At 41.5% G+C, this 26,093-nt stretch carries 28 protein-coding genes; 25 read left to right on the forward strand and 3 right to left on the reverse strand.

The window, feature by feature from the left end:
* Positions 1-19 precede the first annotated feature (19 nt).
* The 9 genes from GKC25_RS06870 (at position 20) to coaD (ending at position 5,078) form a co-directional block, all read left to right on the forward strand.
* Positions 20-442: a CBS domain-containing protein gene (locus GKC25_RS06870; protein ID WP_034663862.1), complete on the forward strand. Its 423-nt coding sequence runs from the start codon at positions 20-22 to the stop codon at positions 440-442.
* Between the two features lie 122 nt (positions 443-564).
* Positions 565-1,608, forward strand: a complete 1,044-nt coding sequence (locus GKC25_RS06875; protein WP_309415501.1) for a CAP domain-containing protein — start codon at positions 565-567, stop codon at positions 1,606-1,608.
* A 108-nt stretch (positions 1,609-1,716) separates the two neighbouring features.
* Complete coding sequence (locus GKC25_RS06880; RefSeq protein WP_034662600.1) at positions 1,717-2,130, forward strand: YlbD family protein; 414 nt, start codon at positions 1,717-1,719, stop codon at positions 2,128-2,130.
* Between the two features lie 19 nt (positions 2,131-2,149).
* Entirely contained in the window at positions 2,150-2,398 is a 249-nt protein-coding gene (locus GKC25_RS06885) for a YlbE-like family protein (protein ID WP_034318044.1), read from the forward strand.
* A 72-nt stretch (positions 2,399-2,470) separates the two neighbouring features.
* Complete coding sequence (locus GKC25_RS06890) at positions 2,471-2,878, forward strand: hypothetical protein (protein WP_034662597.1); 408 nt, start codon at positions 2,471-2,473, stop codon at positions 2,876-2,878.
* 57 nt (positions 2,879-2,935) lie between these two features.
* Positions 2,936-3,385, forward strand: a complete 450-nt coding sequence (locus GKC25_RS06895; RefSeq protein WP_007499807.1) for a YlbF family regulator — start codon at positions 2,936-2,938, stop codon at positions 3,383-3,385.
* A gap of 66 nt (positions 3,386-3,451) precedes the next feature.
* On the forward strand, positions 3,452-3,724 hold the full coding sequence (locus GKC25_RS06900) for a YlbG family protein (protein WP_003212137.1): 273 nt from the start codon (positions 3,452-3,454) through the stop codon (positions 3,722-3,724).
* A gap of 280 nt (positions 3,725-4,004) precedes the next feature.
* On the forward strand, positions 4,005-4,592 hold the full coding sequence (rsmD, locus tag GKC25_RS06905) for a 16S rRNA (guanine(966)-N(2))-methyltransferase RsmD (protein ID WP_262417225.1): 588 nt from the start codon (positions 4,005-4,007) through the stop codon (positions 4,590-4,592).
* 3 nt (positions 4,593-4,595) lie between these two features.
* Positions 4,596-5,078, forward strand: a complete 483-nt coding sequence (gene coaD / locus GKC25_RS06910) for a pantetheine-phosphate adenylyltransferase (protein ID WP_034662590.1) — start codon at positions 4,596-4,598, stop codon at positions 5,076-5,078.
* A gap of 13 nt (positions 5,079-5,091) precedes the next feature.
* Here the strand turns inward: coaD and ylbJ are convergent, their stop codons facing one another.
* A complete protein-coding gene (gene ylbJ, locus GKC25_RS06915) occupies positions 5,092-6,300 on the reverse strand; it encodes a sporulation integral membrane protein YlbJ (protein ID WP_034662586.1) in 1,209 nt (402 codons plus the stop codon).
* A 158-nt stretch (positions 6,301-6,458) separates the two neighbouring features.
* Here ylbJ and GKC25_RS06920 point away from each other — a divergent pair, with 158 nt between their 5' ends.
* Positions 6,459-7,238 (forward strand): patatin-like phospholipase family protein, encoded by a 780-nt coding sequence (locus GKC25_RS06920; RefSeq protein WP_095285120.1) that lies wholly within the window; start codon positions 6,459-6,461, stop codon positions 7,236-7,238.
* A 4-nt stretch (positions 7,239-7,242) separates the two neighbouring features.
* Positions 7,243-8,271, forward strand: coding sequence for a SepM family pheromone-processing serine protease (locus GKC25_RS06925; protein ID WP_034662581.1), 1,029 nt, complete (start codon positions 7,243-7,245; stop codon positions 8,269-8,271).
* A gap of 38 nt (positions 8,272-8,309) precedes the next feature.
* On the opposite strand, the gene GKC25_RS06930 is transcribed toward GKC25_RS06925, so the two are convergent.
* Positions 8,310-9,554, reverse strand: coding sequence for a nucleotidyltransferase (locus GKC25_RS06930; RefSeq protein ID WP_034662578.1), 1,245 nt, complete (start codon positions 9,552-9,554; stop codon positions 8,310-8,312).
* 205 nt (positions 9,555-9,759) lie between these two features.
* On the opposite strand from GKC25_RS06930, the gene GKC25_RS06935 reads away from it, so the two are divergent.
* The 3 genes from GKC25_RS06935 to gerR all read left to right on the forward strand — a co-directional run bounded on the left by GKC25_RS06935 (position 9,760) and on the right by gerR (position 11,151).
* On the forward strand, positions 9,760-10,278 hold the full coding sequence (locus GKC25_RS06935; RefSeq protein WP_034662575.1) for a YceD family protein: 519 nt from the start codon (positions 9,760-9,762) through the stop codon (positions 10,276-10,278).
* Between the two features lie 21 nt (positions 10,279-10,299).
* Positions 10,300-10,473 (forward strand): 50S ribosomal protein L32, encoded by a 174-nt coding sequence (gene rpmF / locus GKC25_RS06940; RefSeq protein WP_008354700.1) that lies wholly within the window; start codon positions 10,300-10,302, stop codon positions 10,471-10,473.
* A gap of 138 nt (positions 10,474-10,611) precedes the next feature.
* Positions 10,612-11,151, forward strand: coding sequence for a sporulation-specific transcriptional regulator GerR (gerR, locus tag GKC25_RS06945; protein WP_034662572.1), 540 nt, complete (start codon positions 10,612-10,614; stop codon positions 11,149-11,151).
* Positions 11,152-11,197: 46 nt separating this feature from the next.
* On the opposite strand, the gene GKC25_RS06950 is transcribed toward gerR, so the two are convergent.
* Complete coding sequence (locus tag GKC25_RS06950; protein WP_003211702.1) at positions 11,198-11,677, reverse strand: N-acetyltransferase; 480 nt, start codon at positions 11,675-11,677, stop codon at positions 11,198-11,200.
* Between the two features lie 210 nt (positions 11,678-11,887).
* Between GKC25_RS06950 and GKC25_RS06955 the strand changes: the two genes are divergently transcribed.
* The 11 genes from GKC25_RS06955 (at position 11,888) to spoVE (ending at position 25,933) form a co-directional block, all read left to right on the forward strand.
* Positions 11,888-12,787 carry a 2-dehydropantoate 2-reductase gene (locus tag GKC25_RS06955; RefSeq protein WP_034662569.1) on the forward strand — a complete coding sequence of 300 codons (900 nt, stop codon included), beginning with the start codon at positions 11,888-11,890 and terminating at the stop codon, positions 12,785-12,787.
* Positions 12,788-12,852: 65 nt separating this feature from the next.
* Positions 12,853-14,472, forward strand: a complete 1,620-nt coding sequence (bshC, locus tag GKC25_RS06960) for a bacillithiol biosynthesis cysteine-adding enzyme BshC (RefSeq protein ID WP_095285127.1) — start codon at positions 12,853-12,855, stop codon at positions 14,470-14,472.
* 128 nt (positions 14,473-14,600) lie between these two features.
* Complete coding sequence (mraZ, locus tag GKC25_RS06965) at positions 14,601-15,032, forward strand: division/cell wall cluster transcriptional repressor MraZ (RefSeq protein ID WP_003211163.1); 432 nt, start codon at positions 14,601-14,603, stop codon at positions 15,030-15,032.
* Positions 15,033-15,098: 66 nt separating this feature from the next.
* Positions 15,099-16,031, forward strand: coding sequence for a 16S rRNA (cytosine(1402)-N(4))-methyltransferase RsmH (gene rsmH, locus GKC25_RS06970; protein WP_034662564.1), 933 nt, complete (start codon positions 15,099-15,101; stop codon positions 16,029-16,031).
* Positions 16,032-16,068: 37 nt separating this feature from the next.
* Positions 16,069-16,416 (forward strand): cell division protein FtsL, encoded by a 348-nt coding sequence (ftsL, locus tag GKC25_RS06975; RefSeq protein WP_012009864.1) that lies wholly within the window; start codon positions 16,069-16,071, stop codon positions 16,414-16,416.
* Positions 16,417-16,423: 7 nt separating this feature from the next.
* A complete protein-coding gene (locus GKC25_RS06980; RefSeq protein ID WP_034663859.1) occupies positions 16,424-18,574 on the forward strand; it encodes a penicillin-binding protein in 2,151 nt (716 codons plus the stop codon).
* A gap of 125 nt (positions 18,575-18,699) precedes the next feature.
* Complete coding sequence (locus GKC25_RS06985) at positions 18,700-20,619, forward strand: stage V sporulation protein D (protein WP_034662561.1); 1,920 nt, start codon at positions 18,700-18,702, stop codon at positions 20,617-20,619.
* Between the two features lie 212 nt (positions 20,620-20,831).
* Entirely contained in the window at positions 20,832-22,307 is a 1,476-nt protein-coding gene (locus GKC25_RS06990; RefSeq protein ID WP_034663857.1) for a UDP-N-acetylmuramoyl-L-alanyl-D-glutamate--2,6-diaminopimelate ligase, read from the forward strand.
* Positions 22,308-22,442: 135 nt separating this feature from the next.
* Positions 22,443-23,417 carry a phospho-N-acetylmuramoyl-pentapeptide-transferase gene (gene mraY, locus GKC25_RS06995; RefSeq protein WP_003211854.1) on the forward strand — a complete coding sequence of 325 codons (975 nt, stop codon included), beginning with the start codon at positions 22,443-22,445 and terminating at the stop codon, positions 23,415-23,417.
* Positions 23,418-23,426: 9 nt separating this feature from the next.
* On the forward strand, positions 23,427-24,773 hold the full coding sequence (murD, locus tag GKC25_RS07000) for a UDP-N-acetylmuramoyl-L-alanine--D-glutamate ligase (protein WP_425389372.1): 1,347 nt from the start codon (positions 23,427-23,429) through the stop codon (positions 24,771-24,773).
* A 59-nt stretch (positions 24,774-24,832) separates the two neighbouring features.
* On the forward strand, positions 24,833-25,933 hold the full coding sequence (gene spoVE / locus GKC25_RS07005; protein ID WP_003212197.1) for a stage V sporulation protein E: 1,101 nt from the start codon (positions 24,833-24,835) through the stop codon (positions 25,931-25,933).
* Positions 25,934-26,093 lie beyond the last annotated feature (160 nt).

Below are 26,093 nucleotides of genomic sequence, written 5' to 3' on the forward strand. Positions count from 1 at the left end.
GAAAAAAATCAAAGATATTATGACAAAAAAAGTAGTGACATGCCAGCAAGACGACAATACGTATGAAGCGGCAGTCAAAATGAGAGACGCGGACATTGGGGCCATTCCGGTGGTTGACGGAGATCAGCTCGTTGGCATAGTGACAGACCGTGACCTTGTACTCAGAGGCATTGCAGAAAAAAAGCCAAACTCACAGGAAGTGGGCTCGCTGATGACGAAGGAAGTACTGACAGCTGAAGAAGATGCAACGCTTGAAGAAATTGTCCGGCTGATGTCAGAGCACCAGCTCCGCCGCATTCCTGTTGTGAAAAATGGCGCATTAACAGGGATTGTCGCTCTTGGAGATTTATCAGTCGAAGATTTATCAAATGATCGCGCGGGAGATGCACTGACAGAAATCTCTCAACAGGATCAAGATCACGGGCAAGGATTTCTTCATTAAGAGGGGCATATTTTAAATTCGTGTTAAATAGGCTGTATTGTCGTTGATAAATGAAGCGAGTTTTGTTTAAATGACAGTAGAAGGTACTTTTTGTACCTTGCCAATTTAACGGAGGTGTTTATTTGAAAACTGTGCTCAAAACACTCCTCATCCTCCTGATTATATCTGGAACGTACGTTCTGTTTATTCAATATGGATCTTCACCAGAAAAAGAAAACAGCAATGAACCGAAGGTGTCTAATGAAGAAACATCTAGCGATAAGCCGATCAACATCCCGAAAAAGGGGCTCATGTCCTTTATGGGGAAATCTTCAAACGAAGTGCTTAAACAGCTGGGAGAACCAGATCGCATTGATCCTTCCGCATATGATTATGACTGGTGGATATACAACCAATCGAAGAAGCACTATATTCAAGTAGGGGTAAAGGATAGTAAAGTGGTGACCCTGTTTGCAACAGGAGACGGGCTCAATGTCGAACCGTTTAAAATCGGTCAAGCCACAAGTGAAGTATTTAAAAAAACACAAATTGCACCTTACATTCATGTAGAGGATGAACAAAATTCATACCGCTTTGAATTCTCAGAGGATGATATGAATACAAGACCCACTGTGAAAGTGGGAGAAGATGTGTATGTTCAGCTTTACATGGATAAGTTTGAAAGCACTCTTTCAAGTATCAGGGCGTTTAACGCAGATACATTTGTGAAACAAAAGCCATATGAGGTCGTCTATCGTGGTCAATTGATAGAACCTGAGGCAATATCAGGTGAAAAATGGAAAGAGATCGAAGCTTCCAGTCAAAAACAAATTTTTGATATGACCAATATTATCCGTCATAAGTACAAACTGCCGACCTTAAGGTGGGATGATGAAACCTCTGAAGTGGCATTCATGCATAGTGAGGACATGAAAGGGAATCATTATTTCTCCCATGAATCTAAAAAATACGGTACGCTGAAAGACCGGTTAGAAAGAGGCGAGGTGGCATTTCAGCTCGCAGGTGAAAACATTGCCTATAATTATGTAGATGGACCTGCAGCGGTAGAAGGCTGGCTCAATAGTGAAGGTCACAGGAAGGCGTTATTAAATAAAGATTACACACACCTTGGCGTAGGTGTGAAAGAAAAATACTACACTCAAAACTTCATCAAGAAAACATCTTAAACGAAAGCAGCTGCACAATCGCAGCTGTTTTTTTGATTGAAAAAGAGGCTCACCAAAATAGCTGCTGGTGTATATAGTATAGTAGGCATTTGTATGGGGGGTGAGGATTTGACAAACAAACAAAAACAAACATCCATTGATGAATTTAAACAATTCGTCAGACGCCATCCGAAGTTAATTCAAGAAGTGCAAACGCAAGAAAAAAGCTGGCAAAGTGTATACGAAAATTGGATCATGTTTGGTGAAGAAGACGAGATGTGGTCTCCTTACCGGCAAACGCAATCTGAAGGCGGTAAAGAAGAAAAAGCCTCTAAGCCAAGTGAATTGGGAAAAGCAGATTTTATGTCTAAAATGGTTTCTGCTGTGAAAAAAATGGACGCTGATCAAATGAATGAACAAATCAACAAAATGAGCCAGTCTATTTCCTCTTTACAAAGCTTACTCGGACAATTTTCATCAAATGGCTCAAAGAAAGGTTCATCTGGAGGCAGTCAGCACCCATTCTCCTTCAGGAAAGATTAATTGAAAGGGGATGCTTTTGGTGCGGAAAGAAGTACAGGAGTTTGTCATGGCCGAAGAGGATCGAATCAAATTCATCAGACAGCGTCCTCTCTGGTACAGACAGCTGACTCGACATCCTGAAAAGCTATCGTCCTTTGAATTAGATAAAATGAATTTTTACGAAAAAACCATTCCTCATCGTGTGAGTCAGTTGAGCAACAGTGTCCAAATGGCTGAAATGATGATTCAAATGTTCCAAGCAATGCGCAATCAAAATGGAGCCGGGTGAGGCTTTTTTGAGTTGATTAAGATGTCTATTTCCTGAGCATCCTATAAAAGTAGATGAAAGGAGAATCAGAAGATGAAATGGATGCTGTCAATATGCGCATTGCTTTTTCTTGTCACCGGGTGTCAAAGTCAACATGGAGAGAAGCAAGTCACGAAGCAAGATCCAGCTGTACCAGTGATGCAGCAAGCCGAAAGCGAAATGAAGCAGCAAGGCTTTTTAAAATACAAAGTGCAGGGGTCTTCTGTCTATATAGAAAGTACACTACAAGATTTTCATCTTGAACCTTCGCGTCTAAAAAAGAATGAGAAGACGGGATATTTTACAGTGTATGTAGACGGAAAACGTGCAGGCAATGAGTATACTGCTGCATTTGTGGTCAAGCATCTTTCAAAAGGAAAGCATAAAATGACCGTTGTGCTCAATTCCCGTCATCCAGAATATAAGCAGAAAAGAGAAACATGGGATGTATTTGTCACGTAAAAGCATTTTCTGATCCATAGGTTTCGTGGTAAACTATGAATTGGAGGTGCAACATTTATGTATGCGACAATCGAATCTGTGGAGCTCCAAGAGGAAGCGAATCAATTGGCTGCCATGATTCTTCAGTCGGAGGAGGCTGAACATTACCGCAACTGCTTTAAGCGTCTCCAGCAAGACGAAGAAGCCCAACAAATTATTGCCCATTTTACAAAAGTAAAAGAGCAATATGAGGATGTGCAGCGGTTCGGCAAATACCATCCGGACTATAGAACGATCTCAAAGGAAATGCGTGAGGTCAAAAGAAAGTTAGATCTTCACGATACAGTGGTTGATTTCAAAAAAGCAGAAACAGCGATTCAATCCATCTTAGATGAGATTAGTATTGAAATCGGTCAAGCTGTATCAGCATATATCAAAGTTCCAACAGGGAACCCATATTTTGATGGTCTATCATCATGCGGCGGTGGCTGTGGATCAGGTGGCAGCTGTGGCTGTAAAGTATCTTGACGAGACTTGAATGTCTCGTCTTTTACATAATGACTGAAAAGAATTGAAAAAGCGGCAGGTGAAAAGATGGAAACCAAACGTCAAGGGATGGTCGTTTGGCTGCATTCGTTAAAGCAGTCAAAGGCGCTAAGAAAATTTGGAAATGTTCACTATATTTCAAGGAAAATGAAGTATGCAGTGATCTATTGTGATATGAATGATCTCGAGCGTCATATGGCTAAGCTCAGCTCATTGCCATTTGTGAAGCGTGTTGAGCCTTCATATAAACCTTTTATTAAATTAGAGTACGAATCCAAATTGGACAAAGCAAAAGAGTATGATTATAAAGTGGGCTTTTAAAGACACAAAAAAATCCCCGCGGCATCACCCGCGGGGTCCTTCTATTCTTAATGATTCATTAAGGAGAAGGCAAAGGGAGAGGAGAAACCGGAGGAAGAACTTATGGGGAAACGTAAGTCTTCTCCGCGGTTGGCAACAGCACCACATCAGATGCTGTTATAAATAGTATGACCCCGCTTTCCTTGATCTATACATAGAAAATGAATGAAAATCCTTGCATTGTCCCCTGCGGAGTGTTGTGGTAAGATAATGTTGAATTTTTTGTCATAAACAATAACCAATAGAAGCAAGCAGAAAAAGTGGTGGGAAAATGAGAGTCATCTCTGGAACGAGAAAAGGCCGCACACTTAAAGCGGTACCAGGTCAATCAACAAGACCGACGACAGATAAAGTAAAAGAATCGATATTTAATATGATAGGCCCGTATTTTGATGGCGGATGGGCCCTTGATTTATTTGCGGGAAGCGGTGGTTTAGGAATTGAAGCGCTTTCCAGAGGATTCGATCATTGCATTTTCGTTGATCGAGATATGAAGGCAATTCAGACGATTAAAGGAAACCTCAATCAATTGTCGCTGCTCGATCAAAGTGAAGTGTTTCGAAACGAGGCAAAGCGTGCACTCACAGCCGTTGTGAAACGAGAGGAATCCTTTCAAGCGATCTTTCTTGATCCGCCTTATAAAGATCAACAGCTGAAAGCACTTCTTGAAATGATTGACGAGCATGCCTTATTAACAGATGACGGCGTGATCGTGTGTGAGCATGATAAGGACGTCACACTGCCAGAGGAAGCTGGACAGCTTTACATATCAAGACAGGAACTGTACGGGTTGACTGGTATTACGATCTATAGAAAGCGGGGAAATTAAAGCATGGGAAATATAGCCGTTTGTCCGGGCAGCTTTGATCCAGTCACATTGGGCCATTTGGATATCATCAAAAGAGGTGCAAAGATCTTTGATGAAGTGTATGTATGTGTACTAAATAACTCATCCAAACAACCGTTATTTACCGTTGAAGAACGGTGTGAGCTCATTCGCCAGGCGACGAAGGATCTGCCAAATATCAAAGTTGAATCCTTTCACGGTCTGCTTATTGATTATGCGAAACAAAAAGAAGCCAAAGTCATTTTACGCGGATTAAGAGCTGTGACGGACTTTGAATATGAAATGCAAGGCACATCAATGAATAAAGTGTTAAACGATGAAATTGAAACGTTTTTCATGATGACCAACAATCAATATTCCTTCTTAAGTTCCAGCATTGTCAAAGAAGTAGCGAAATATCATGGATCAGTCAAAGATCTTGTCCCAAAAGAGGTAGAAGCAGCGCTGAAAGAAAAATTTAAAGGATGAGTGCACCGTGCACTCATCCTTTTTTAAATTTCTGATAGTATAGCGCGATATACAAGATCAAGCTGCATAGCGTGATCAATGGGCCAGCTGTCACAAGCTGATTCCAAAGCACACTGCTGTACACGACGACCTGCTGGCTTGCTTCAAAGGCACCTGCTGGGAGAGCCATGTCAGATCGAGAGACATAAAGAGGCTTGAACAATAAAAAGGCAAAAACAGCTGCATAAATTCCGTGAAGCAAACGAGCAAAGAAAAACGGTTTAAAGCGTATATCTGTTGCCGCCAGAATGCCGGCGACCTGAGCTTGAACAGAAAACCCGCTGAATCCTAATATAAAGCTGACGACAATCGTTTTAGCAAGAAGGGTGACTTCCTGTGACCCTGTCAGCTGACTTCCTAATGTGATTTCAAATAAACCGGCAATCATCGCAAGATCTAATTCTGGCGGAAGATGCATCGTTTGCAGCATATATCCGATCCCTATGGATAAGAGGTCCGTCACATGAACAACTGACAGCATTTTACTAAATACAGAAAATAAGATAATAAAGCCGCCAATCATAAAGAGAGTTTGGACTGATGACATCACCGCATCACTTAAAATTTGGCCGAGCGGTCTTTTCTCTGCGAGTCTTGCTGTATGAAGAGCGCTGAATGCCTCTTGAAACGGTGGGAATAAAAATCGCTTACGGCTTCTCAGATGTGCATCATGCCGTGCTTTATATCCCCGCATCGTCACACCAACAGCGAGATTCCCTAAATAATGTGCGCATGCCAAAACAATCCCTAAAGCCGGGTGATGAAAAAAACCAACAGCCACCGCACCGAAAATAAACAATGGATTCGATGAATTTGTAAAAGAAACGAGGCGCTCTGCTTCGATTTGTGTCAGTTGTCCTTCCTGCCTGAGTCTTGTGGTTAATTTCGCACCAGAAGGGAAGCCTGATGCCATTCCCATTGCTAGGACAAATCCGCCTACACCAGGCACTCGAAAGATGGGGCGCATAAATGGCTCTAATAATACCCCGACAAATCTGACAATCCCGAAACTAATTAATAGCTCGGACAAAATAAAAAAAGGAAGCAATGATGGAAATACAACCTCCCACCACATTGCAAGTCCATTTTTAGACGCTTGCAAAGAGGCTTGTGGATGTGTAATCACAGTGGCTGTTAAAAAGATAAAAAAAGCAGCGATGAACAGAGTGTTCCATTTTTTCATGGAGATTTCGCCCCTTGCTGTTATGATCTATTGGCGAGCTCGTGATCAAAAAAGAAAGACACTAGCCGAGCCTGTCTTCTATTACTATACGAGCAGAAGGGGCATGTTTAGACCAATAGATTCGTATATATACATAGAAAAGAGGAGGGTGGATTTTCATGAGGCGACCAGTCATTGGACTTGCGTTAGGCTCCGGGGGTGCGAGGGGAATGGCGCATATCGGAGTTTTATCTAGTCTTGAGAAACAAGGAATTCAGGTAGATATGATCGCTGGCAGCAGTATTGGCGCACTTGTTGGGAGCTTTTATGCGGCAGGACAAGACGTAGAAAAAATGAAAAAACTTGCACTTGTCTTCAGAAGAAAGTATTATGCTGACTATACACTGCCAAAAATCGGTCTTTTAAAAGGGAATCGAATGTTGCAGCTGATTCACACGTTTACATATGGGAAGAAATTTGAAGAATTAAGAAAGCCCCTTGCGGTGGTTGCCTGTGACCTCGAGACAGGGGAGAAGGTCGTGTTTAAAAAAGGGTCTGTTTCACAAGCAGTCAGAGCAAGCATCAGCATTCCGGGCGTGTTTGTTCCTCATGAAATGGGCGGCAGACAGCTAGTCGATGGAGCGGTTGTTGACCGCATTCCTGTGTCTGTTTTAAAAGAAATGGGCGCAGACCTCATTATCGCCTCTGATGTATCAAGGGTGAAAAAAACAGAAAAGGCGACGAGATTATCGGATGTGATTATGCAAAGTTTGGACATCCTTCAAAATGAATTGGTCCGTCATCAAACCATTCACGCTGATGTCATGATCCGGCCGAGGCTTGAAACATTTAGCTCGAGTGCATTTACACAGGTGCAGGAGATGATTGAAGCAGGTGAGCTCGCCGCAGATCAACTAACAGGTAAAATGAAAGATGTCATTGATAAATGGGAGTGTTAATCGAATGAAAAAATTGAATATTCGCTGGCTCAGCTTTTTTGTCGTTATCCTTGTATTATTTGGCTTAACCTTTGTCAAACTGCCATATTACGTGACAAAGCCGGGTGATGCAACCGAGATTGCTCCCCACATTCAAGTAGACGGCGGATATGGCGAGAAGGGCAGCTTCTCACTTATGACGATAAAAGTAGGTCCAGCCAATCCGTATACGTATTTGCTTGCGAAAATGAATAAATATGACGAGATCGTCCCGGAAGAAAATATTAAAGCGGACGGGGAGTCGGATGAAGATTATATGAAAAGACAGCTTCAGCTGATGAAAAGCTCTCAAGAAAATGCCATGATTGCAGCGTATACAAAAGCAGGCAAAAAAGTAGATTATACGTTTAACGGGGTATATGCAAGCTACGTGATGAAAGGAATGCCTGCTTACGGCAAAATTGAAGTGGGCGACCGAATCAAAAGCGTTGATGGCAAGACCTATGATTCTGCTGATAAAATGGTTTCGTATATCAGCAGCAAAAAAGCAGGTACATCTGTCCGTTTTGTCCTTGAACGAAATGGCAAAGACATCACGGAGAAAGTGACGTTAAAACCATTTAAAGAAGAGCCGAATCGAGTTGGAATCGGTGTATCATTATTTACAGATCGAAATGTGAAAGTCTCGCCTTCCATTAAGGTGGATATTGAAAATATCGGCGGCCCATCAGCAGGTCTCATGATGTCACTTGAAATTTATAACCAGCTGACAAAAGAAGACGAAACACATGGCTATGCGATTGCGGGAACGGGGACGATTGACGCCGATGGAACGGTCGGTCCAATTGGCGGAATCGATCAAAAGGTCGTGGCGGCAGATAAAGCCGGAAAAGATATATTCTTTGCACCAAACGATAAAGGTGATTCAAATTCAGACTACCGAAATGCTGTCAAAACAGCGAAAGATATTAAAAGTGATATGAAAATTGTGCCTGTAGATACGATGCAAGATGCCCTGAACTATTTAAACAAATTAAAAGAGAAAGCATCTTAATCAAAGAAGAGCAGCCTTCATCAAGGCTGCTCTTCTTGTTAAGACTGGAAGAGACCAGTCTCTTCATCATATCGGATCGGTGAGGTTTTAAACTCCGCTTCCGTTAAGTCCGTTTGCATTGGCTCACTAACGGGCAGACTGAAGACGCGGGACGCGCGAATATCAAGATCAAGTGCGGGATGTGAAAAGGCAGACAGCTTGCTTATGAGCGGCACGTCCAATTCTTTTTTCACAAGAGATAAGTATTGCTGCCCTTTCTTTGACATACCAAGTAAACGAATGTAAGGCGCTTCTCTCTCTTTCAGCAGCTCATGCATGGCACTCTTTTTCACTCTCATTAAGAGATGTGTATTCATCCGCTGCAGCCTTGTCCACGTATATCGTTTTGTTTTCACAAGAGATAGATATTTCTCGTAGGAGGACGCATGTGAAATCGCCTTTTGCATGCGGTGTTCGATGCCTTCTTCGATTTCATAGATGTCTTCTAGTTCTGCTGTATCCATTGTGTGAAAGACTTGTTTTAAGAAGCTAAAGTAGGCTTCTTGCGTATGTAAAAGACCATAAGAAGAATGATAGTCATGTAATTGCTTGAGCGTAGCTTCTGGGAGATATGGGGCGACTGTTTCAAATGTGCCGTGATCTTTTAAGGCTTTTCGTATACTTGTTGCGCTTGCGATTTTCTGATTTTTAGGAAGTTCTTCATCATGATAACCAGATGAAATCCTTTGAGAGGTAAAGGGCTGCATGTGAGGGGATCTCTCCAAGATGGCTTTGACATAATGGAAACCTAAAATGTTATTTGGCTTGGACAGATCCAGTAAGTGCTTAGGATCAATCACCTCTTGAAACGCAGCTGCTGCAGCTGCTGGATAACTAAGGCCTTCTTTCACCTTTTCTTTTGTGAAAAGGTCAATTTCTCCTTTTTTCTCATGCCAAGCATGAGCCGTTCGCTCAAATGCTTTAATGTCACCATCCTCGCTGCCGAAAAAAAGGGAGCGGCATTTTAAAGCATCTAGAATCGCCACAGCACCGTTTGCAAAGGTTTCTGCCTTTTGCACTGCGTATATGTATGGAAGCTCACACACAATGTCTACACCGTTTTGCAGCGCCATTTTTGTCCGCGCCCATTTTGAGACGATGGCAGGCTCACCGCGCTGGAGGAAGGAACCGCTCATGACGGCAATGGCAACATCTGAGGAGGTATGTGTTTTCGCCTGACGAACATGATAGGCATGTCCATAATGAAATGGATTATACTCGACAACGACTCCTGTTGCTTTCAATAGATGTTCCGCCTTTCTTGCTATGGTTAAATGGTCTATGCTACAGTAGCATAAGGGAAAAATGAAGCCCATTTTTTCAGTGTAGGCATTCCGCGAACTGATGTCAAACAACCCTCTGACATCACAAAGGACTGTAAAGAAAAAATATTGACAAATAACATGATGAAAGCTATAATCATGTTTGTTGCTCTTAGAGGTGATACAATTGAAATGGACAGTTTATCAGTTACATCAAAAAGCTAAAAACAGCTTCGATTTTCATGAGACGGTTGACTTAAATGAACTTACTAGCCTTCATTCAGATATACGTCGCATTTCACCGGTAGAGGTGAAAGGGACTGGAGTGATCGAATCAAAGCAAGTCGCATTTGATTTAACCATCACAGGTGAAATGACATTGCCTTGTTCAAGAACGCTTGTTGATGTAAATTATCCATTTGCGATTTCAACGAAAGAACTATTTGTACTTCATAAGACAGACGATATAGAAGATGAAGACGTTTCTATTGTAGAAGACGACATCATCGACTTAACGCCTATAGTCAAGGAAGAAATTCTTCTTGAAGTGCCGATGCAAATCTTTTGCGACCAAACGGATGTAAAAGGTGCTGCACCACAAGAAGGGAATGACTGGGCGGTCATTTCGGAAGATGCACATCAAAACCGAATTGATCCGCGTCTGGAAGGCTTGAAGAAGCTCTTAGAAGAAAATAATGAATCTTAACTCTTTAAGGAGGTGGGAATAATGGCTGTACCTTTTAGAAGAACTTCTAAAATGAAAAAAAGATTGCGTCGTACGCATTTCAAACTACAAGTACCTGGTATGGTAGCTTGCCCAGAATGCGGTGAAATGAAAATTTCTCATCGTGTCTGCAAATCTTGCGGAACATACAAAGGCAAAGACGTAAAAAGCAACTAATGCTTGATAAAAAAACGTGAGGGAATCTTCCCTTGCGTTTTTTTATTTGTCTATTTTTTAGGTTTCTCTCCTGCAAATAGTCTATCTACTCTAGTAGGCGCATATGATGTGGTATTCAGATTCAGGGGGGATGATCAATTGACGATTACAAGGCAGGACGCATGGACACAAGATGAAGATTTACTTTTAGCAGAAGTCGTCTTAAGGCACATTCGAGATGGAGGAACGCAGCTTTCCGCATTTGAGGAAGTCGGGAAAGCATTGTCAAGAACAGCTGCAGCATGTGGTTTCAGGTGGAACTCATACGTTAGAAAACAATATCAGGCAGGCATAGAGCTGGCGAAAAAACAGCGGAAAGAACTGCGTAAAAAAATCGGTATTCATTCCTCTGGTTTACCACAGCATGCGTTAACCATAGAAGAGAAGACATCTTCAATTCAGGCTGAATTGACCCTTCGAGAAGTGATTCAGTTTTTAGAGCAGCTTGAAAAAGAACCTGATGGACCTGCTCATTTACGCGAGAAACTGGCAGATGCACAGCATCAATTGAAGTCACTTACAGAAGAAAATGAACACTTGAAGCGGCAATTAAAAATGACAGAAGAAGATTACCGGGCACTCATTGGTATTGTTGAAAGAGTCAAACAGAATATCAGCTTAAAAGAATATGCTAAATAAAGAGACGCCCCTCACAGAGAAAGGAGGGGCGTTTTGTGATCAGTCTTTAAGCGGATTCACCTGTATTTTTTTGAATATGAGCGGGCTCCCAGATGAGTGGATTTTCACCCTTATCGCGCTCCATATCATATTTTACTGCTTCAAAGCCCATTTTATCCCAAAAACCGGCTGATTTGACGCGCGGATTGGTCCGAATTGGCAACCCGAACGATTTGGCGAATTCAACAAGTGCTTCGCCGTACCCTTTGCGCTGATACCCAGGAAGCACTTCCAGCTTCCACAGCTCTAAATAATCATGGTTGTGGTTAAAATACGTTGTCGTTGAGCCGTCCACTTGATAAAGGCTCATACGTGCCACTAGCTTATCTCCAAAATAAATCCCGTAAAATGGAGAGTTGCTGTCATTTTCAATCATATTGCTTTCAAGGTCTTCAAGCATGGATAGCTCTTGTATGCCGTATTCCTTAAATTGTTTAAATTCCTCTAAAGTTTTGTAATTAATTAGAAGTCGTTTTACTTGTGCCATATGATCTTCCCCCTTACACACATAATGTCGACAGTGATGTCATTGAAGGCGTTTTCATCCCACCCGCCTCGAAAAGTTTTTACACTTATTATTATAGTTTTTAAATTAAAAAAATTCAATCATAGCGCGCCATCTGCTTTTTGCATCACGACATGAACCTGTTACAATAATTGATATAATGAAGTAAACAGAAAAAGGGAAGTGCGGCAGTTGAACATTGGAATCATTGGCGGCGGTGCGATTGGTCTGCTTTGTGCTAGTTATTTATCACAGCATCATGACATCACGGTCATTACAAGAAGAAAAGAGCAGGCAGAAGAGATTCGAGCATCAGGCATTCAGCGAACAGTAAAAGGAGAAACATGTCAGGCGGCTGTTCATGCACAGACAGGAATAACAGGAGTATTTGATTTGCTCATCGTGACGGTGAAATATCATCATTTGCAAGATGTGCTCGATGAACTAACGACATTACCTCGTCAGCGTATCTTATTTTTACAGAACGGAATGGCTCACTTATTAGATTTGGAGAATTGGAAAACGGCACATTCATTATATATAGGTGTGGTAGAGCACGGGGCTATGAAGATGTCAGATCATGCAGTGGACCATACAGGTATCGGTGTTATCAAGTGGGGGGCATTTCAGCATGAGGAAGCAGCTGATATAAAAAATGCATTGAATGAGACATCATCTCATTTTCAAATGATCTATACGGATGAATGGAAAAAGGTGCTGGAGGAAAAACTGCTTGTCAATGTCTGTATTAACCCGCTGACAGCTTTGCTGCATGTGAGAAACGGGGAATTGATCGCAAACCCCTCATATGAATACATGATGAAATGTGCATTTGAAGAAGCGGTATCCATCTTGGGCTTGTCTGAAAAAGAGCGGCTCTGGCCTTATGTCATCTCTATTTGTGAGAAAACGGCTGCTAATCAGTCGTCTATGCTTCAAGATATAGTGAAAGGCCGCCAAACCGAAAGAAAAGCCATCGTTGGCTATCTTTTAAAAAAGGCTCAAGCTCAAGAGATTCTGGCGCCACATCTCACTTTCTTTTATCGAAGCTTGGAAGTATTGGAAAAAAAGCAAACAAAATCTTTTGAGTGAGATCATTTACATGCTATACTTTTTTCGGGAAACTAACTATTTATTGAAGAAAGGAAGTTCTAAACATGCAATTGACTGAACTTTCCATCCGAAGTCAGAATTTATTCATACGTGATTATATAGAAGAAAAAAAAGAGATGACGACTTTTTTTGATTATGATATACATTCTGAGCACACATGGAAAAAGAGATACGACGATCTCATGGAAATGAGCTTCCCGCGCGAGGCTTTAGCGGATTATATGAGCGCATACCATGCAAAGTTTGAATCGGAAGCGATGCGTCAGAACATTGAAAAGATCCGTGATGAACGGAGTGTCATGGTGGTTGGAGGACAGCAGGCTGGTCTATTAACAGGACCGCTTTATACCATACATAAAATCATATCCATCATTCAGTTTGCAAAAGAAAAAGAAACAGAGCTTGGGGTCCCTGTGATTCCGGTCTTTTGGGTAGCCGGTGAGGATCATGACGTAGATGAAATTAATTTTGTATACACGTCTGGCGAAAAAGGACCAGTGAAACAAAAGCTGCCATTACATAACGTCAAAAAAGCGGCTGCGAAAAGAATCCCGCTTGATCAAGAAAAAACCGAGAAATGGCTCCGTGATGTGTTTTCAACATATGAAGAATCTGCGTATACCAATGACTTGCTCGATCAGCTTCTTCGATGTTTACGCAAATCACAAACCTTTACTGATTTCTTTGAATGGATTGTAAGTGACCTCTTTGAAGAAGATGGGCTGCTTTTATTTAATTCAGGCGACTTAGGTGTCAAACCGCTTGAGCGTGCGTTATTCAAGCACATTGTCGAGACAAATGATGCAGTCACTGCTCGCTTAAAAGACACGCAGGCCGCCATGAAACGAGCAGGATATCAGCCGATCATTGAAGCTGGTGACAGTCAGGCAAACCTATTTTACGAATATGATGAGGAACGTTTCCTAATTGAGAAAGAGAACGGCCGGTTTTCTATATCAGAAGTGGGGCTTACATGGACAAAGGAAGAGCTTCTGCAGGAAGTTGAGGAGCACCCAGAACGGTTTAGCAACAATGTGGTGACGCGTCCCTTGATGCAGGAAACCCTTCTCCCAACACTTGCTTTTATGGCAGGATACGGTGAGGTTAACTATTGGGGAGAACTGAAAGGAATCTTTGAGCATTTTAAATTGAAGATGGCGCCTGTTCTTCCAAGACTGCATGTGACCATTCTTGAAAGACACATCAACAAGAAACTGCCGGTTAGAGAACTGTCGGTAGAAGAAGTGCTGACAAGCGGAGTGAATGAAAAGAAAGAAGCGCACTTTCAGCAAAGTCTTCCGGACAGCTTTGTTCAAGCAGTTCAACAGGCTAAACGTGAATTAGCGAATGCTCATGGTGTGATGAGACAAGAAGCACTGGAGATTGAACCAAACTTCGAGCAGCTGCTAGATAAAAATGCCAAATTTATCGAAGACCAGCTTCAATTTGTTTATCAAAAGGTGGCGCAGCGTGTGGAAGAGAAGGAAGGATATATCCTTCGGGACTTTGAACGGATTGAAAATAGTTTAAAACCACTGGACGCCCCGCAAGAAAGAATTTGGAATATCATGTATTTTTTAAACAAATATGGACCAGAATTCTTCAAAACGTTCAAAAATCTGCCATTTTCATTTCAAAACAAGCAACAAATTGTCAAACTTTGAAATAAAGTTTTAATGAACCCTGACTAGTTCAGGGTTTTTTTTTATGTAGAAACAGTGTAGAATAAGTTTTGTGGAGAGAAGTGGTGGATAGTGGAGAGTAAGGGTGAGAAAGTGGGGCTCTGATTATCATGTTCATGGGTGAATACCAGCATACGATTGATACAAAAGGGCGCATGATCATCCCTGCTAAATTTAGAGACGGTCTCGGAGAACAGTTTGTGCTGACGAGAGGGCTTGATCAATGTTTATTTGGCTACCCTATGAGTGAGTGGAAACTAATCGAAGAGAAACTCAAAGCACTACCGCTAACGAAAAAAGATGCACGTGCGTTTACCCGGTTCTTCTTCTCTGGCGCAGTCGAATGCGATCTGGACAAGCAGGGGCGTATAAACATCGCATCAAACCTACTCCAATATGCAAAACTCGAAAAAGAATGTGTGGTCATCGGCGTTTCAAATCGAATTGAGTTGTGGAGTAAGTCGATCTGGGAACAATATACAGAAGAGCAAGAAGATTCTTTTGCTGAAATTGCTGAAAACATGATTGGATTTGATATATAATAATCCCTTGTGCAGCAAGCTTTCTACACATTCATTTCTATTTGAAAAAGGTGGGACCATAACATCATGTTTCAACATGAGACAGTATTATTAAAAGAAACAGTTGACGGTTTAAACGTAAAAGAAGACGGTACATATGTGGACTGCACGCTGGGCGGAGCAGGTCATAGCTCATATTTACTATCTCAATTATCAGAAAAAGGAACATTGATTGGATTTGACCAAGACGATGCTGCACTGGATCATGCACGAGAGAAGCTCGCGGATGCTAAAGCGAACATTCTTTTCATAAAAAGTAACTTCCGATATTTAAAAGAACGTCTGAATGAACAAGGTATTACAAGCGTAGACGGTGTGATTTTTGACCTTGGGGTTTCATCTCCTCAGCTCGACACACCAGAGAGAGGCTTTAGTTATCACCATGATGCACCTCTTGACATGCGAATGGATCAATCAGCCGCATTGTCGGCAAAAAAAGTGGTGAATGAATGGCCATTTGAAGATCTAGTTCGGATTTTCTACAAATATGGGGAAGAAAAATTCAGCAAGCAAATCGCACGCAAAATTGAAGAAGCAAGAAAAAAAGCGCCAATTGAAACAACGGGTGAGCTTGTCGACATTATCAAAGAAGGAATTCCGGCACCTGCAAGACGAACTGGCGGACATCCAGCGAAAAGAGTGTTTCAAGCGATCCGAATTGCCGTAAATGATGAATTGAAAGTATTTGAAGAAGCACTAGAACAAGCAATAGAGTTACTCAATCCGAAGGGGAGAATTTCTGTCATTACATTCCATTCACTTGAAGACCGGATTTGTAAAAGTACATTTAGAGAAATGTCTTCTCTTCCAGAACTTCCGCACGGACTACCAGTGATTCCAGAAGGACTTGAACCAAAGCTGAAGCTGATCACGAGAAAACCGATCGTTGCATCAGAACAAGAGCTGGAACATAACAACCGTGCCCGTTCAGCGAAGCTCCGAATTGCAGAAAAAAAGTAAAACGACACCATAGATGATGATAAAAAGGAGGTTTCTTATGAGTAATTTGGCTTATCAAAGAGAAGTGAAGCAACATCAAACAGAGCAGCAAGGCCAATCGGTTGTCATTAAAAGAAGAGGTTCTATCACACTTGGTGAAAAAATCTTACTTGTCATGTTTGTCATGGCTCTTATGTGCAGCTCCATTCTCATCATTTCTAAAGCCTTTGCTGTCTATCACGCCAATATTGAAGTGCAGAAATTAGAACAGCAAGTATCTTTAGAATCGAAGAAGATCACTGAGCTTCAAAAGGAAAAAGACTTGCTGAGTGAACCAGAAAGAATCATCGAAGCCGCGAAAAAAGCAGGCTTGAGCATATCGAAAGATGTTAAGAAGGTCGATTAACATGGCGATGCCTAAAAAGAATAAAATGATGAACAGAGGCGCGGCAATTGCAAGTATTTGCTTCGCCCTGTTTTTCTTTATCATCCTATCACGTTTTATCTATATTCAGATTACAGGAACGGTTGATGGACAAGTGTTAGCCGCCAAGGCTAATGAACAATATCAATCGAAGAAAACACTTGAAGCCAAAAGAGGGTCTATTTTAGACCGGAATGGAAATGTGATTGCTGAGGATACATCTGTGTATAAGCTCATTGCGGTCATGAGCAAGAAAATGACAGTGGACCCTAAGCACCCAATGCATGTCGTCGATAAAGAAAAGACGGCAAAAGAGCTCTCAAAAGTTATCGATATGAGTGAAAGCGAAATTTTAAAGCGTCTCAATACAAAAGATGCATTCCAAGTTGAGTTTGGTAAAGCGGGGAAAGATATTAGTTTTTCAACGAAGGAAAAAATTGAAAAGCTAAAGCTTCCAGGGGTCGCATTTGAAAAAGACACGAAGCGATATTATCCAAACGGCATGTTTGCTTCTAACCTGATCGGTTATGCCAGATTAGATGAGGCGACAAAGGACATGTCAGGTGCAATGGGACTTGAGAAGGCACTGAACAAATATTTAAAAGAAAAAGACGGCTATGTGACATATAACAGTGACAGAAGCGGATGGGCCTTGCCGAATAGTAAAGAAGACATTGTCGCCCCGAAAGACGGGAAAAATGTCACGCTGACCATCGATCAAAAAATTCAAGCGTTTCTTGAAGAAAGTATGACGCAGGTTGCCAAAAAGTATAAGCCGAAGAAAATCATTGCCACAGTCGTTGATCCGAAAACTGGAAAGGTTCTCGCGATGGGGCAGCGGCCAAGCTTTAATTTAAATGAACTAAACATTACGAATTATAACAATGATGTCATTTCATATGCGTTTGAACCAGGTTCGACGATGAAGATCTTTACCCTCGCTGCGGCGATCCAAGAAGGGGTCTATCAAGGCAGTGACAAATATCAATCTGGTACTTATAAAGTAGGCGGCGGCCTTGTGAGAGACCACAACAACGGAAATGGCTGGGGGAAAATTGACTTTCATCAAGGGGTTCTCCGCTCATCAAACGTGGCCTTTGCAAAGCTGGCGAAAGAAAAACTAGGCTTCACACGATACGAACAATATTTGCAGAAGTTCCATTTCTATGACAAAACGGGGATTGACTTGCCGAACGAAGCGTCTAGCAAAATCAATTATAGATACGAATATGACAAAGCATCGACGGCTTATGGTCAAGCGTCAGCCATCACACCGATTCAACAAATCGAAGCAGCCACAGCGATAGCAAACGGCGGAACAATGATGAAGCCATATGTCATTGACCATATTACAGACCCGAATACAAACAAAACGATTTTGCAGCACGAACCAACAGCAGCAGGAAAACCGATTTCATCTGATACAGCGAAGCAAGTTCGCGACATTTTAGGTGAGGTTGTTTCCTCAAAAATTGGAACAGGTCAGCCTTACCAAATCAAAGGATTCGACGTTGCTGGAAAAACAGGAACGGGGCAAATTGGGGGTGCCGGCGGTTACCTCCAAGGAAGAAACGATTACGTCTTTTCATTTATGGGAATGGCGCCAAAAGATGATCCGAAGCTGCTTGTTTATGTAGCTGTACAGCAGCCGCAGCTGTCTGAAACAGAAACAGGGTCTGCCCCGGTTTCTCAAATCTTTAACCCTGTGATGAAAAATAGTCTGCTATATTTAAATATTGCACCAACAAAAACAGACGATAAAAAATCAGGCGAACAAAAAGTGAAACAAGAAACGATGCCTTCATTCCTTGATTTAGAAGTGAAGCAGGCAGAAACAGAAGCCAAAAATAAACACTTAGCGCCTGTTGTCATCGGCGACGGCCTGTCTATTAAACGCCAGTGGCCGAGTGCGGGCTCTGAATTCTCTGAAAGCCAGAAAGTCTTCTTGAAAACAGCAGGGAAAACCATTAAGATGCCTGACATGACAGGCTGGTCCAGAAGGGAAGTCCTTCAATATGCTTCGATTTCCGGTGTGCATATAGAAACAAATGGACAAGGATATGCTGTAAAACAAAGTGTCAAAAGTGGAGCGGAGATTTCAGACAAAGTCGTCACTGTGACATTTAAAAGCCCAAATTAACTTTAAACCTAGCAAACCGCTTGCTAGGTTTTTTCTTTTGCTCCAGCTGAATATCACGTAGCGTTCTACAAAGGGACGGGCCTGCATATGATGAAAACAAGCCATATGTAAGGAGTGAACCGGGCGTGCGAGTGTCAAGTGTAACAGTGAGAAAACGATTGCTTTTCGTGCTGCTGTTTGGGGTGATCATTTTTTTCATCATAGATACTAGATTAGGATATGTGCAGTTTATTATGGGCGAGAAGCTGACAAGCTTAGCAAAAGATTCATGGAGCCGAAACCTTCCATTCGAACCGGAAAGGGGAGATATTTTGGACCGGAATGGGGTAGAGCTTGCGACGAACAAAAGTGCCCCATCTATATTGGTCGTCCCTCGGCAAATTAAAGATCCCGCAGAAACAAGCAAGAAATTGGCAGCAGTACTGAATATGTCTGAAGAGAAAGCGTACAAGCATGTCACGAAGAAAACATCAATTGAACGAATTTCTCCTGAGGGCAGAAAGGTATCTCATGAAAAAGCAAAAGAAGTAAGAGAGCTTGATTTAGAAGGTGTGTATGTAGCAGAAGACAGCATCAGACATTATCCGTTTGGCAGCTTTCTTTCACATGTACTGGGCTTTGCTGGAATCGATAATCAAGGTTTACTTGGACTGGAAGCCTACTATGACGATGACTTAAAAGGCGAAAAAGGCTCTGTAAAGTTTTATTCCGATGCAAAAGGGCAGAAAATGCCAGATGAAGCAGACGATTATACACCACCTAAAGATGGTCTTGATATGAAATTAACAGTCGATTCAAAAGTACAAACCATTATAGAACGGGAATTAGACAATGCGCAGGCAAAGTATAATCCAGATGGTATGATTGCGATTGCGATGAATCCGAAAAATGGTGAAGTGCTGGGAATGTCAAGCAGACCAGATTTTGATCCAGCTGACTATCAATCAGTTGACCCAAAAGTGTTTAACCGAAATCTTCCGGTGTGGAGCACATATGAGCCGGGTTCGACGTTTAAAATTATTACACTTGCAGCAGCATTAGAAGAGAAGAAAGTTAATTTAAAACGAGATTCATTTTTTGACAGCGGATCTGTGACAGTTGATGGTGCAAGACTCAGGTGCTGGAAAAAAGGCGGGCACGGATCACAGTCATTCTTGGAAGTGGTTCAAAATTCCTGTAACCCCGGCTTTGTAGAGCTAGGAGACCGTCTTGGGAAAGATAAATTATTTTCCTATATTAAAAATTTCGGATTTGGCCAAAAAACAGGAATCGACCTTCAAGGGGAAGGGCGGGGGATTTTGTTCCCGCTTGATCGTGTAGGTCCTGTAGAGCAGGCGACAACGGCCTTTGGGCAAGGTGTATCTGTTACGCCGATTCAGCAAGTAGCTGCAGTAGCAGCTGCGGTAAATGGCGGGACACTTTACACGCCTTATATTGCAAAAGAATGGATAGATCCAATCACAAAAGAGGTCGTGAAAAAGCAATCACCGATTGCCAAAAAGAAAGTGATTTCAGCAGAGACATCTAAAGAAATCAGGTATGCACTTGAAAGTGTAGTCGCCCAAGGAACTGGCCGAAATGCATTTGTTGAAGGGTATCGGGTCGGCGGAAAAACAGGAACAGCACAGAAGGTAAAGGACGGAAAGTATATGGAGAATAACCATATTGTGTCGTTTATCGGATTTGCGCCTGCAGATGACCCAAGTATTGTAGTCTATGTGGCTGTGGATAACCCAAAAGGCACCATTCAATTTGGCGGTACCGTGGCCGCACCAATTGTTGGTCATATTATGCGGGACAGCCTGCCAGAGATGGGTGTGAAAAAAAGAAAAGGGCAAATTGAAAAGAAGTACCAGTGGCTGGACACAAAAACCATTGAAGTACCGAATCTTGTAGGAGGATCTGTTTCAGATCTTGAATCCCTCTTGATCAACCTAAAGATCGATGCCTCAGGAACTGGCAGTAAAGTAGTGAAGCAATCACCTGCTGCTGGGACAAAGATCAAAGAAGGCTCCACGATCAGATTATACTTAAACGATGAATAATAAAGAATGAACAGAGGGTAGCCGCACTCATTCGGCTGCCTCTTTTTGTTGAAAGAGAAGGACCGTTTGAAAAAAAGAGTCCAAAGTGTGTTTTTTCCAACAGAAACTTAAGGAATACGCTGGATGTATCCTTTTTTTTACGATAAAATATAGACTGTGTGTTTTTTTCACAAGACATGCACGTGAACGAATTTGAGAGGTTTGATATGAAAATGAAATTACAAGAACTGCTTACATACTTTAAAAGTGAAAACAACGAATTGATAAACGAAAATCCTGATATCACTTCCATTGAAATGGATTCAAGAGAGGTGAAAAAGGGAAGCCTTTTTGTCTGTATAAAAGGCTATACAGTAGATGGACACGATTATGCTGAAAAAGCGGTGAAAAGCGGGGCTGCAGCAATTGTAGCGGAACACCCTCTTAACATAACAGATGTACCAGTCATTATTGTGAAACACTCTCAAAGAGCACTTGCAAGAATAGCTGATGCGTTTTACGAACAGCCCACTCATAAGCTGAATCTCATCGGGATCACAGGCACAAACGGAAAAACCTCAACAACACACATGATCGAACAAATGATGAGAAAAGCCGAAAAGAAAACAGGCTTAATCGGTACGATGTATATGAAGGTGAATGATGACATTCTCAACGTGAAAAACACCACACCTGAAAGTGTCACACTTCAGAAAACGTTTAAACAGATGCTTGATCAAGATGTAGATACAGCCATTATGGAAGTATCATCACATGCACTCCATCTTGGCAGGGTGCATGGATGTGATTATGATATTGCTGTTTTCACAAACCTTACGCAGGATCATCTTGACTACCACAACACAATGGAAGAATATAAACATGCGAAAAGCTTGCTATTTTCTCAGCTCGGAAGCGCCTTTCATCATAATAAACCCAAGCATGCGATTTTAAATGCAGATGATGAGGCTTCGAGTTATTTTGAAAAAGTCACAGCTGCTGAAGTCATGACGTATGCCTTAGAGCAAAAAGCAGATGTCATGGCAAAGAATATTCAAATTATGCCAAAGGGAACTCAATTTGATTTGGTCACTCCAATCGGCACCAAGAATGTGACGGTTGCCCTCGTCGGAAAGTTCAATGTGTATAATATCCTGGCAGCTGTATCAGTCGGGATCGTATCTGGCTTAACGTTTGAGTCGATCGTTAGTGCGATTGAAGAGCTGGAGGGAGTCAAAGGCAGATTTGAACTTGTAAACTGCGATCAAGATTTCCCTGTCATCGTCGATTACGCGCATACACCTGACAGTTTAGAAAATGTCCTCACAACGTGTAGAGAATTAACAGAGGGCAAAATTTTCTGTGTGATTGGCTGCGGTGGCGACCGTGATAAAACAAAGCGCCCTCAAATGGCCCAAATCGCTGTGAAATATGCAGATGAACCTGTATTTACATCAGACAACCCAAGAAGCGAAGATCCTTCAGCCATTTTAAAAGATATGGAAAATGGGGTGCCAGACGCATATTATCATAGCTTTGTGAATCGGAAACAAGCCATCTTCTTTGCCATTGCCAATGCGAAAAAAGGCGATACAGTCTTAATAGCGGGTAAAGGCCATGAGACATATCAAATCATTGGCGATCAAGTCTATGACTTTGATGATGCAAAGGTTGCTGTTGACGCTATTTTAGATCTAAACAAATCTTAAAATGATGAAAAGAGTGTAATGAAATGAAGCATTTTGTACAAAAACAACATACGAAGAACGCGAATGAATACCATAATAATGAATGCAATTTTCTGATGGAAAACGGCTTTGGAAATTCGGAAGGAGTAAAGAACGATGCTTGAACAGGTGATATTGTTTACAATCATAATGGGATTTTTAATCAGTGTTCTTTTATCCCCGATTTTTATACCGTTTTTAAGAAGACTTAAATTTGGTCAAAGTATTAGAGAAGAAGGCCCGCAGTCTCACCAAAAGAAATCTGGTACTCCGACAATGGGCGGAATTATGATTATCTTTTCTATCACCATTACTACGATTGTGATGATCAACAAATTCTCTGAGATTAGTCCAGAAATGTTTTTACTGTTATTTGTCACACTTGGTTACGGCCTATTAGGATTTTTAGATGATTATATTAAAGTAGCGATGAAACGAAATCTTGGATTAACATCGAAACAGAAATTAATCGGTCAAATTGTGATCGCAGTGATCTTTTATGCAGTTTTCCATTATTATCAGTTTGCAACGACGATTCGCATTCCAGGAACAGACGTCAGCTTTGATTTAGGATGGGCTTACTTTATCCTTGTCGTTTTCATGCTTGTCGGAGGTTCTAATGCCGTGAACTTAACGGATGGACTGGATGGTCTCTTATCTGGAACCGCTGCTATTGCTTTCGGAGCTTTTGCCATACTGGCTTGGAATCAATCCCAGTATGATGTAGCGATCTTTTCAGTAGCTGTTGCAGGAGCCGTCCTTGGTTTCCTTGTGTTTAACGCACATCCTGCAAAAGTATTTATGGGTGATACAGGTTCTCTAGCATTAGGCGGAGCCATTGTAGCAATTGCGATTTTAACGAAGCTTGAAATTTTACTTGTCATTATTGGTGGAGTATTTGTTGTTGAGACGCTATCCGTTATTCTTCAAGTGATCTCCTTTAAAACAACCGGCAAAAGAATCTTTAAGATGAGTCCGCTTCACCACCACTATGAGTTAGTTGGCTGGTCAGAGTGGAGAGTAGTTGTCACCTTCTGGACAGCTGGTTTATTACTTGCTGTTTTAGGAATTTACATCGAGGTGTGGTTATAATTGAATAAGATGCAAATGTTAAAAAACGAACATGTACTAGTATTAGGTCTTGCAAAAAGCGGATATGCGGCAGCTTCAATTCTTCATGAACATGGAGTAAATGTGACGGTAAATGATCAAAAACCGTTTGAAGAAAACGAACCTGCTCAGCTACTTTCTGGAAAGGGGATTGATGTCGTTTGTGGCAGTCATCCTCTTCGTATATTCGAAGATAAAGACATTACGATTTTAATTAAAAATCCAGGAATTCCATATGAAAATGTGATGGTTCAAGAAGCGCTTCGCCGCCAAATTCCAGTTTGGACGGAAATAGAATTAGCGTATCATTTAACCTCATCCCCTTTTATTGGGATTACTGGATCGAATGGAAAAACCACTACCACGACTTTGATTTATGAAATGCTGAAAAAAGACAGCCAAAAAACATTAGTGGCGGGTAATATTGGAACAGTTGCCAGCGAAGTCGCTGCAAATGCAGCTGGCGATGAGTGGATCGTAACGGAACTCTCTTCTTTTCAGTTAATGGGAACAGTTGAGTTTAGACCTAAAATCAGTTTAATATTAAATATTTTTGATGCACATTTAGACTATCACCACACTCGTGATGAGTATGAAAAAGCAAAGCAGAAAGTATTCGCACATCAACATGAAGATGATATCGCTGTAATTAACCTAGATGATCCATCGGTCGTAAAACTGGCAGAAGGTTCAAAAGCAAAAAAAGTGTTTTTCTCAGTGAAAGAGCCAGTAGAACATGGTGCGTTTATTCAACATGGTGCAATTTACTACATGAATGAACATATCATTGATGTAAAGGATGTTGTCCTTCCTGGTGAGCATAACCAAGAAAACATTCTGGCAGCTATTTGTGTTGTGAAAAATGCAGGCTGCTCAAATGAAGCAATCGTACACGTTCTCACGACATTTAGTGGAGTGAAGCATCGTCTGCAGTTTGTAGATACAATTCAAAGTCGGAAATTTTATAACGATAGTAAAGCAACCAATATTTTGGCAACAAGTAAAGCATTGTCAGCCTTCGAACAACCGACCATTTTATTAGCAGGTGGACTTGATCGCGGCAATGAATTTGATGAATTGAAACCTTTCATGAAAAATGTAAAAGGAATTATCACATTTGGTGAGACTGCACCTAAGTTTGTGAAGCTTGGTGAAGAGCTTGGAATACATCACGTAAAACATGTCGATAATGTTGAACAAGCAGTACCTGCGGCGTTTAACATATCTGAAGAAGAAGACGTGATTTTATTATCTCCGGCTTGTGCAAGCTGGGATCAACATAAAACATTTGAAGAACGTGGAGACATGTTTGTAAACGCCGTGCATATGCTTAAATAAGGGCTTGTCTCTCATATGACTGACAGCCCAAATGAAATTATGCTTGGGGTGTCGGTCTCTTGACGAATAAGAAAACTTCTCCGGATTTTTTGCTTGTTGTCATTACGTTACTTTTATTGACGATTGGTTTAATTATGGTGTACAGCGCTAGTGCTGTGTGGGCATCGTATAAATTTGATGATTCGTTTTATTTTGCAAAAAGACAGCTTTTGTTTGCCGGAATCGGAGTTATCGCAATGTTTTTCATTATGCGAGTCGATTATTGGACGTGGCGGACTTGGTCAAAGATATTGATTGCTGTTTGTTTTCTCCTTTTGCTGCTTGTACTCATTCCTGGTATCGGTATGGAGAGAAATGGATCAAGAAGCTGGATCGGTGTCGGTGCGTTTAGTATTCAGCCCTCTGAATTTATGAAGCTTGCGATGATTGCGTTTCTTGCAAAATTCTTATCTGAAAAACAAAAAAATATCACATCCTTTCGCAAAGGTTTTGCCCCAGCTTTAGGCATTGTATTTTCTGCATTTGCCATCATTATGCTTCAGCCGGATCTGGGAACAGGAACGGTGATGGTTGGAACCTGTATTATTATGATATTTGTTTCAGGTGCGAGAATTGCTCACTTTATATTTCTCGGTCTTATAGGACTCAGCGGGTTTGCTGCACTTGTCTTATCAGCACCCTACCGAATAAAACGAATTACATCGTACTTAAATCCTTGGGAAGATCCGCTAGGCAGTGGGTTTCAAATTATTCAATCCTTATACGCTGTTGGTCCAGGTGGTCTGTTCGGAATGGGACTTGGTCAAAGTAGACAAAAATTCTTCTATTTACCTGAGCCCCAAACGGACTTCATCTTTGCGATATTGTCTGAAGAGCTTGGCTTTATAGGGGGATCACTCATTTTACTCCTCTTTAGTGTTCTATTATGGAGAGGCATACGAATAGCACTTGGAGCCCCAGATTTATATGGAAGTTTCCTGGCAGTTGGTATTATTTCAATGGTTGCCATTCAAGTAATGATTAACATCGCAGTTGTCACTGGACTTATTCCTGTGACAGGTATCACGCTCCCATTCCTTAGTTATGGCGGCTCATCACTGACATTAATGCTGATGGCGATTGGCGTACTTTTGAATGTAAGCAGGTACGCAAGATATTAACGTGCTGAAGCTCATGAAACCATGTTGACGTTTATTTTGCAAAAGTACAAAAAAATGATTTGAAGAGTGAAAATGACAGTTTTTGTTTCGAAAACGTGTTTTTTGACTCTTCTTTACAGGTTTTAACGGAGCCCTGTTGTTTAAAACAGGGTTTATACTT

This window comes from Bacillus pumilus (assembly GCF_038738535.1).
GTDB lineage: Bacteria > Bacillota > Bacilli > Bacillales > Bacillaceae > Bacillus.

Bases quoted from the DNA above. Each gene is read 5' to 3' on its own strand.
- GKC25_RS06870 (WP_034663862.1), top strand. From the start codon at position 20: ATGACAAAAAAAGTAGTGACATGCCAGCAAGACGACAATACGTATGAA.
- GKC25_RS06890 (WP_034662597.1), top strand. From the start codon at position 2,471: ATGAAATGGATGCTGTCAATATGCGCATTGCTTTTTCTTGTCACCGGG.
- GKC25_RS06895 (WP_007499807.1), top strand. From the start codon at position 2,936: ATGTATGCGACAATCGAATCTGTGGAGCTCCAAGAGGAAGCGAATCAA.
- GKC25_RS06900 (WP_003212137.1), top strand. From the start codon at position 3,452: ATGGAAACCAAACGTCAAGGGATGGTCGTTTGGCTGCATTCGTTAAAG.
- coaD (WP_034662590.1), top strand. From the start codon at position 4,596: ATGGGAAATATAGCCGTTTGTCCGGGCAGCTTTGATCCAGTCACATTG.
- ylbJ (WP_034662586.1), bottom strand. From the start codon at position 6,300: ATGAAAAAATGGAACACTCTGTTCATCGCTGCTTTTTTTATCTTTTTA.
- GKC25_RS06920 (WP_095285120.1), top strand. From the start codon at position 6,459: ATGAGGCGACCAGTCATTGGACTTGCGTTAGGCTCCGGGGGTGCGAGG.
- GKC25_RS06925 (WP_034662581.1), top strand. From the start codon at position 7,243: ATGAAAAAATTGAATATTCGCTGGCTCAGCTTTTTTGTCGTTATCCTT.
- rpmF (WP_008354700.1), top strand. From the start codon at position 10,300: ATGGCTGTACCTTTTAGAAGAACTTCTAAAATGAAAAAAAGATTGCGT.
- GKC25_RS06950 (WP_003211702.1), bottom strand. From the start codon at position 11,677: ATGGCACAAGTAAAACGACTTCTAATTAATTACAAAACTTTAGAGGAA.
- bshC (WP_095285127.1), top strand. From the start codon at position 12,853: ATGCAATTGACTGAACTTTCCATCCGAAGTCAGAATTTATTCATACGT.
- mraZ (WP_003211163.1), top strand. From the start codon at position 14,601: ATGTTCATGGGTGAATACCAGCATACGATTGATACAAAAGGGCGCATG.
- rsmH (WP_034662564.1), top strand. From the start codon at position 15,099: ATGTTTCAACATGAGACAGTATTATTAAAAGAAACAGTTGACGGTTTA.
- ftsL (WP_012009864.1), top strand. From the start codon at position 16,069: ATGAGTAATTTGGCTTATCAAAGAGAAGTGAAGCAACATCAAACAGAG.
- GKC25_RS06980 (WP_034663859.1), top strand. From the start codon at position 16,424: ATGCCTAAAAAGAATAAAATGATGAACAGAGGCGCGGCAATTGCAAGT.
- GKC25_RS06990 (WP_034663857.1), top strand. From the start codon at position 20,832: ATGAAATTACAAGAACTGCTTACATACTTTAAAAGTGAAAACAACGAA.
- mraY (WP_003211854.1), top strand. From the start codon at position 22,443: ATGCTTGAACAGGTGATATTGTTTACAATCATAATGGGATTTTTAATC.
- murD (WP_425389372.1), top strand. From the start codon at position 23,427: ATGCAAATGTTAAAAAACGAACATGTACTAGTATTAGGTCTTGCAAAA.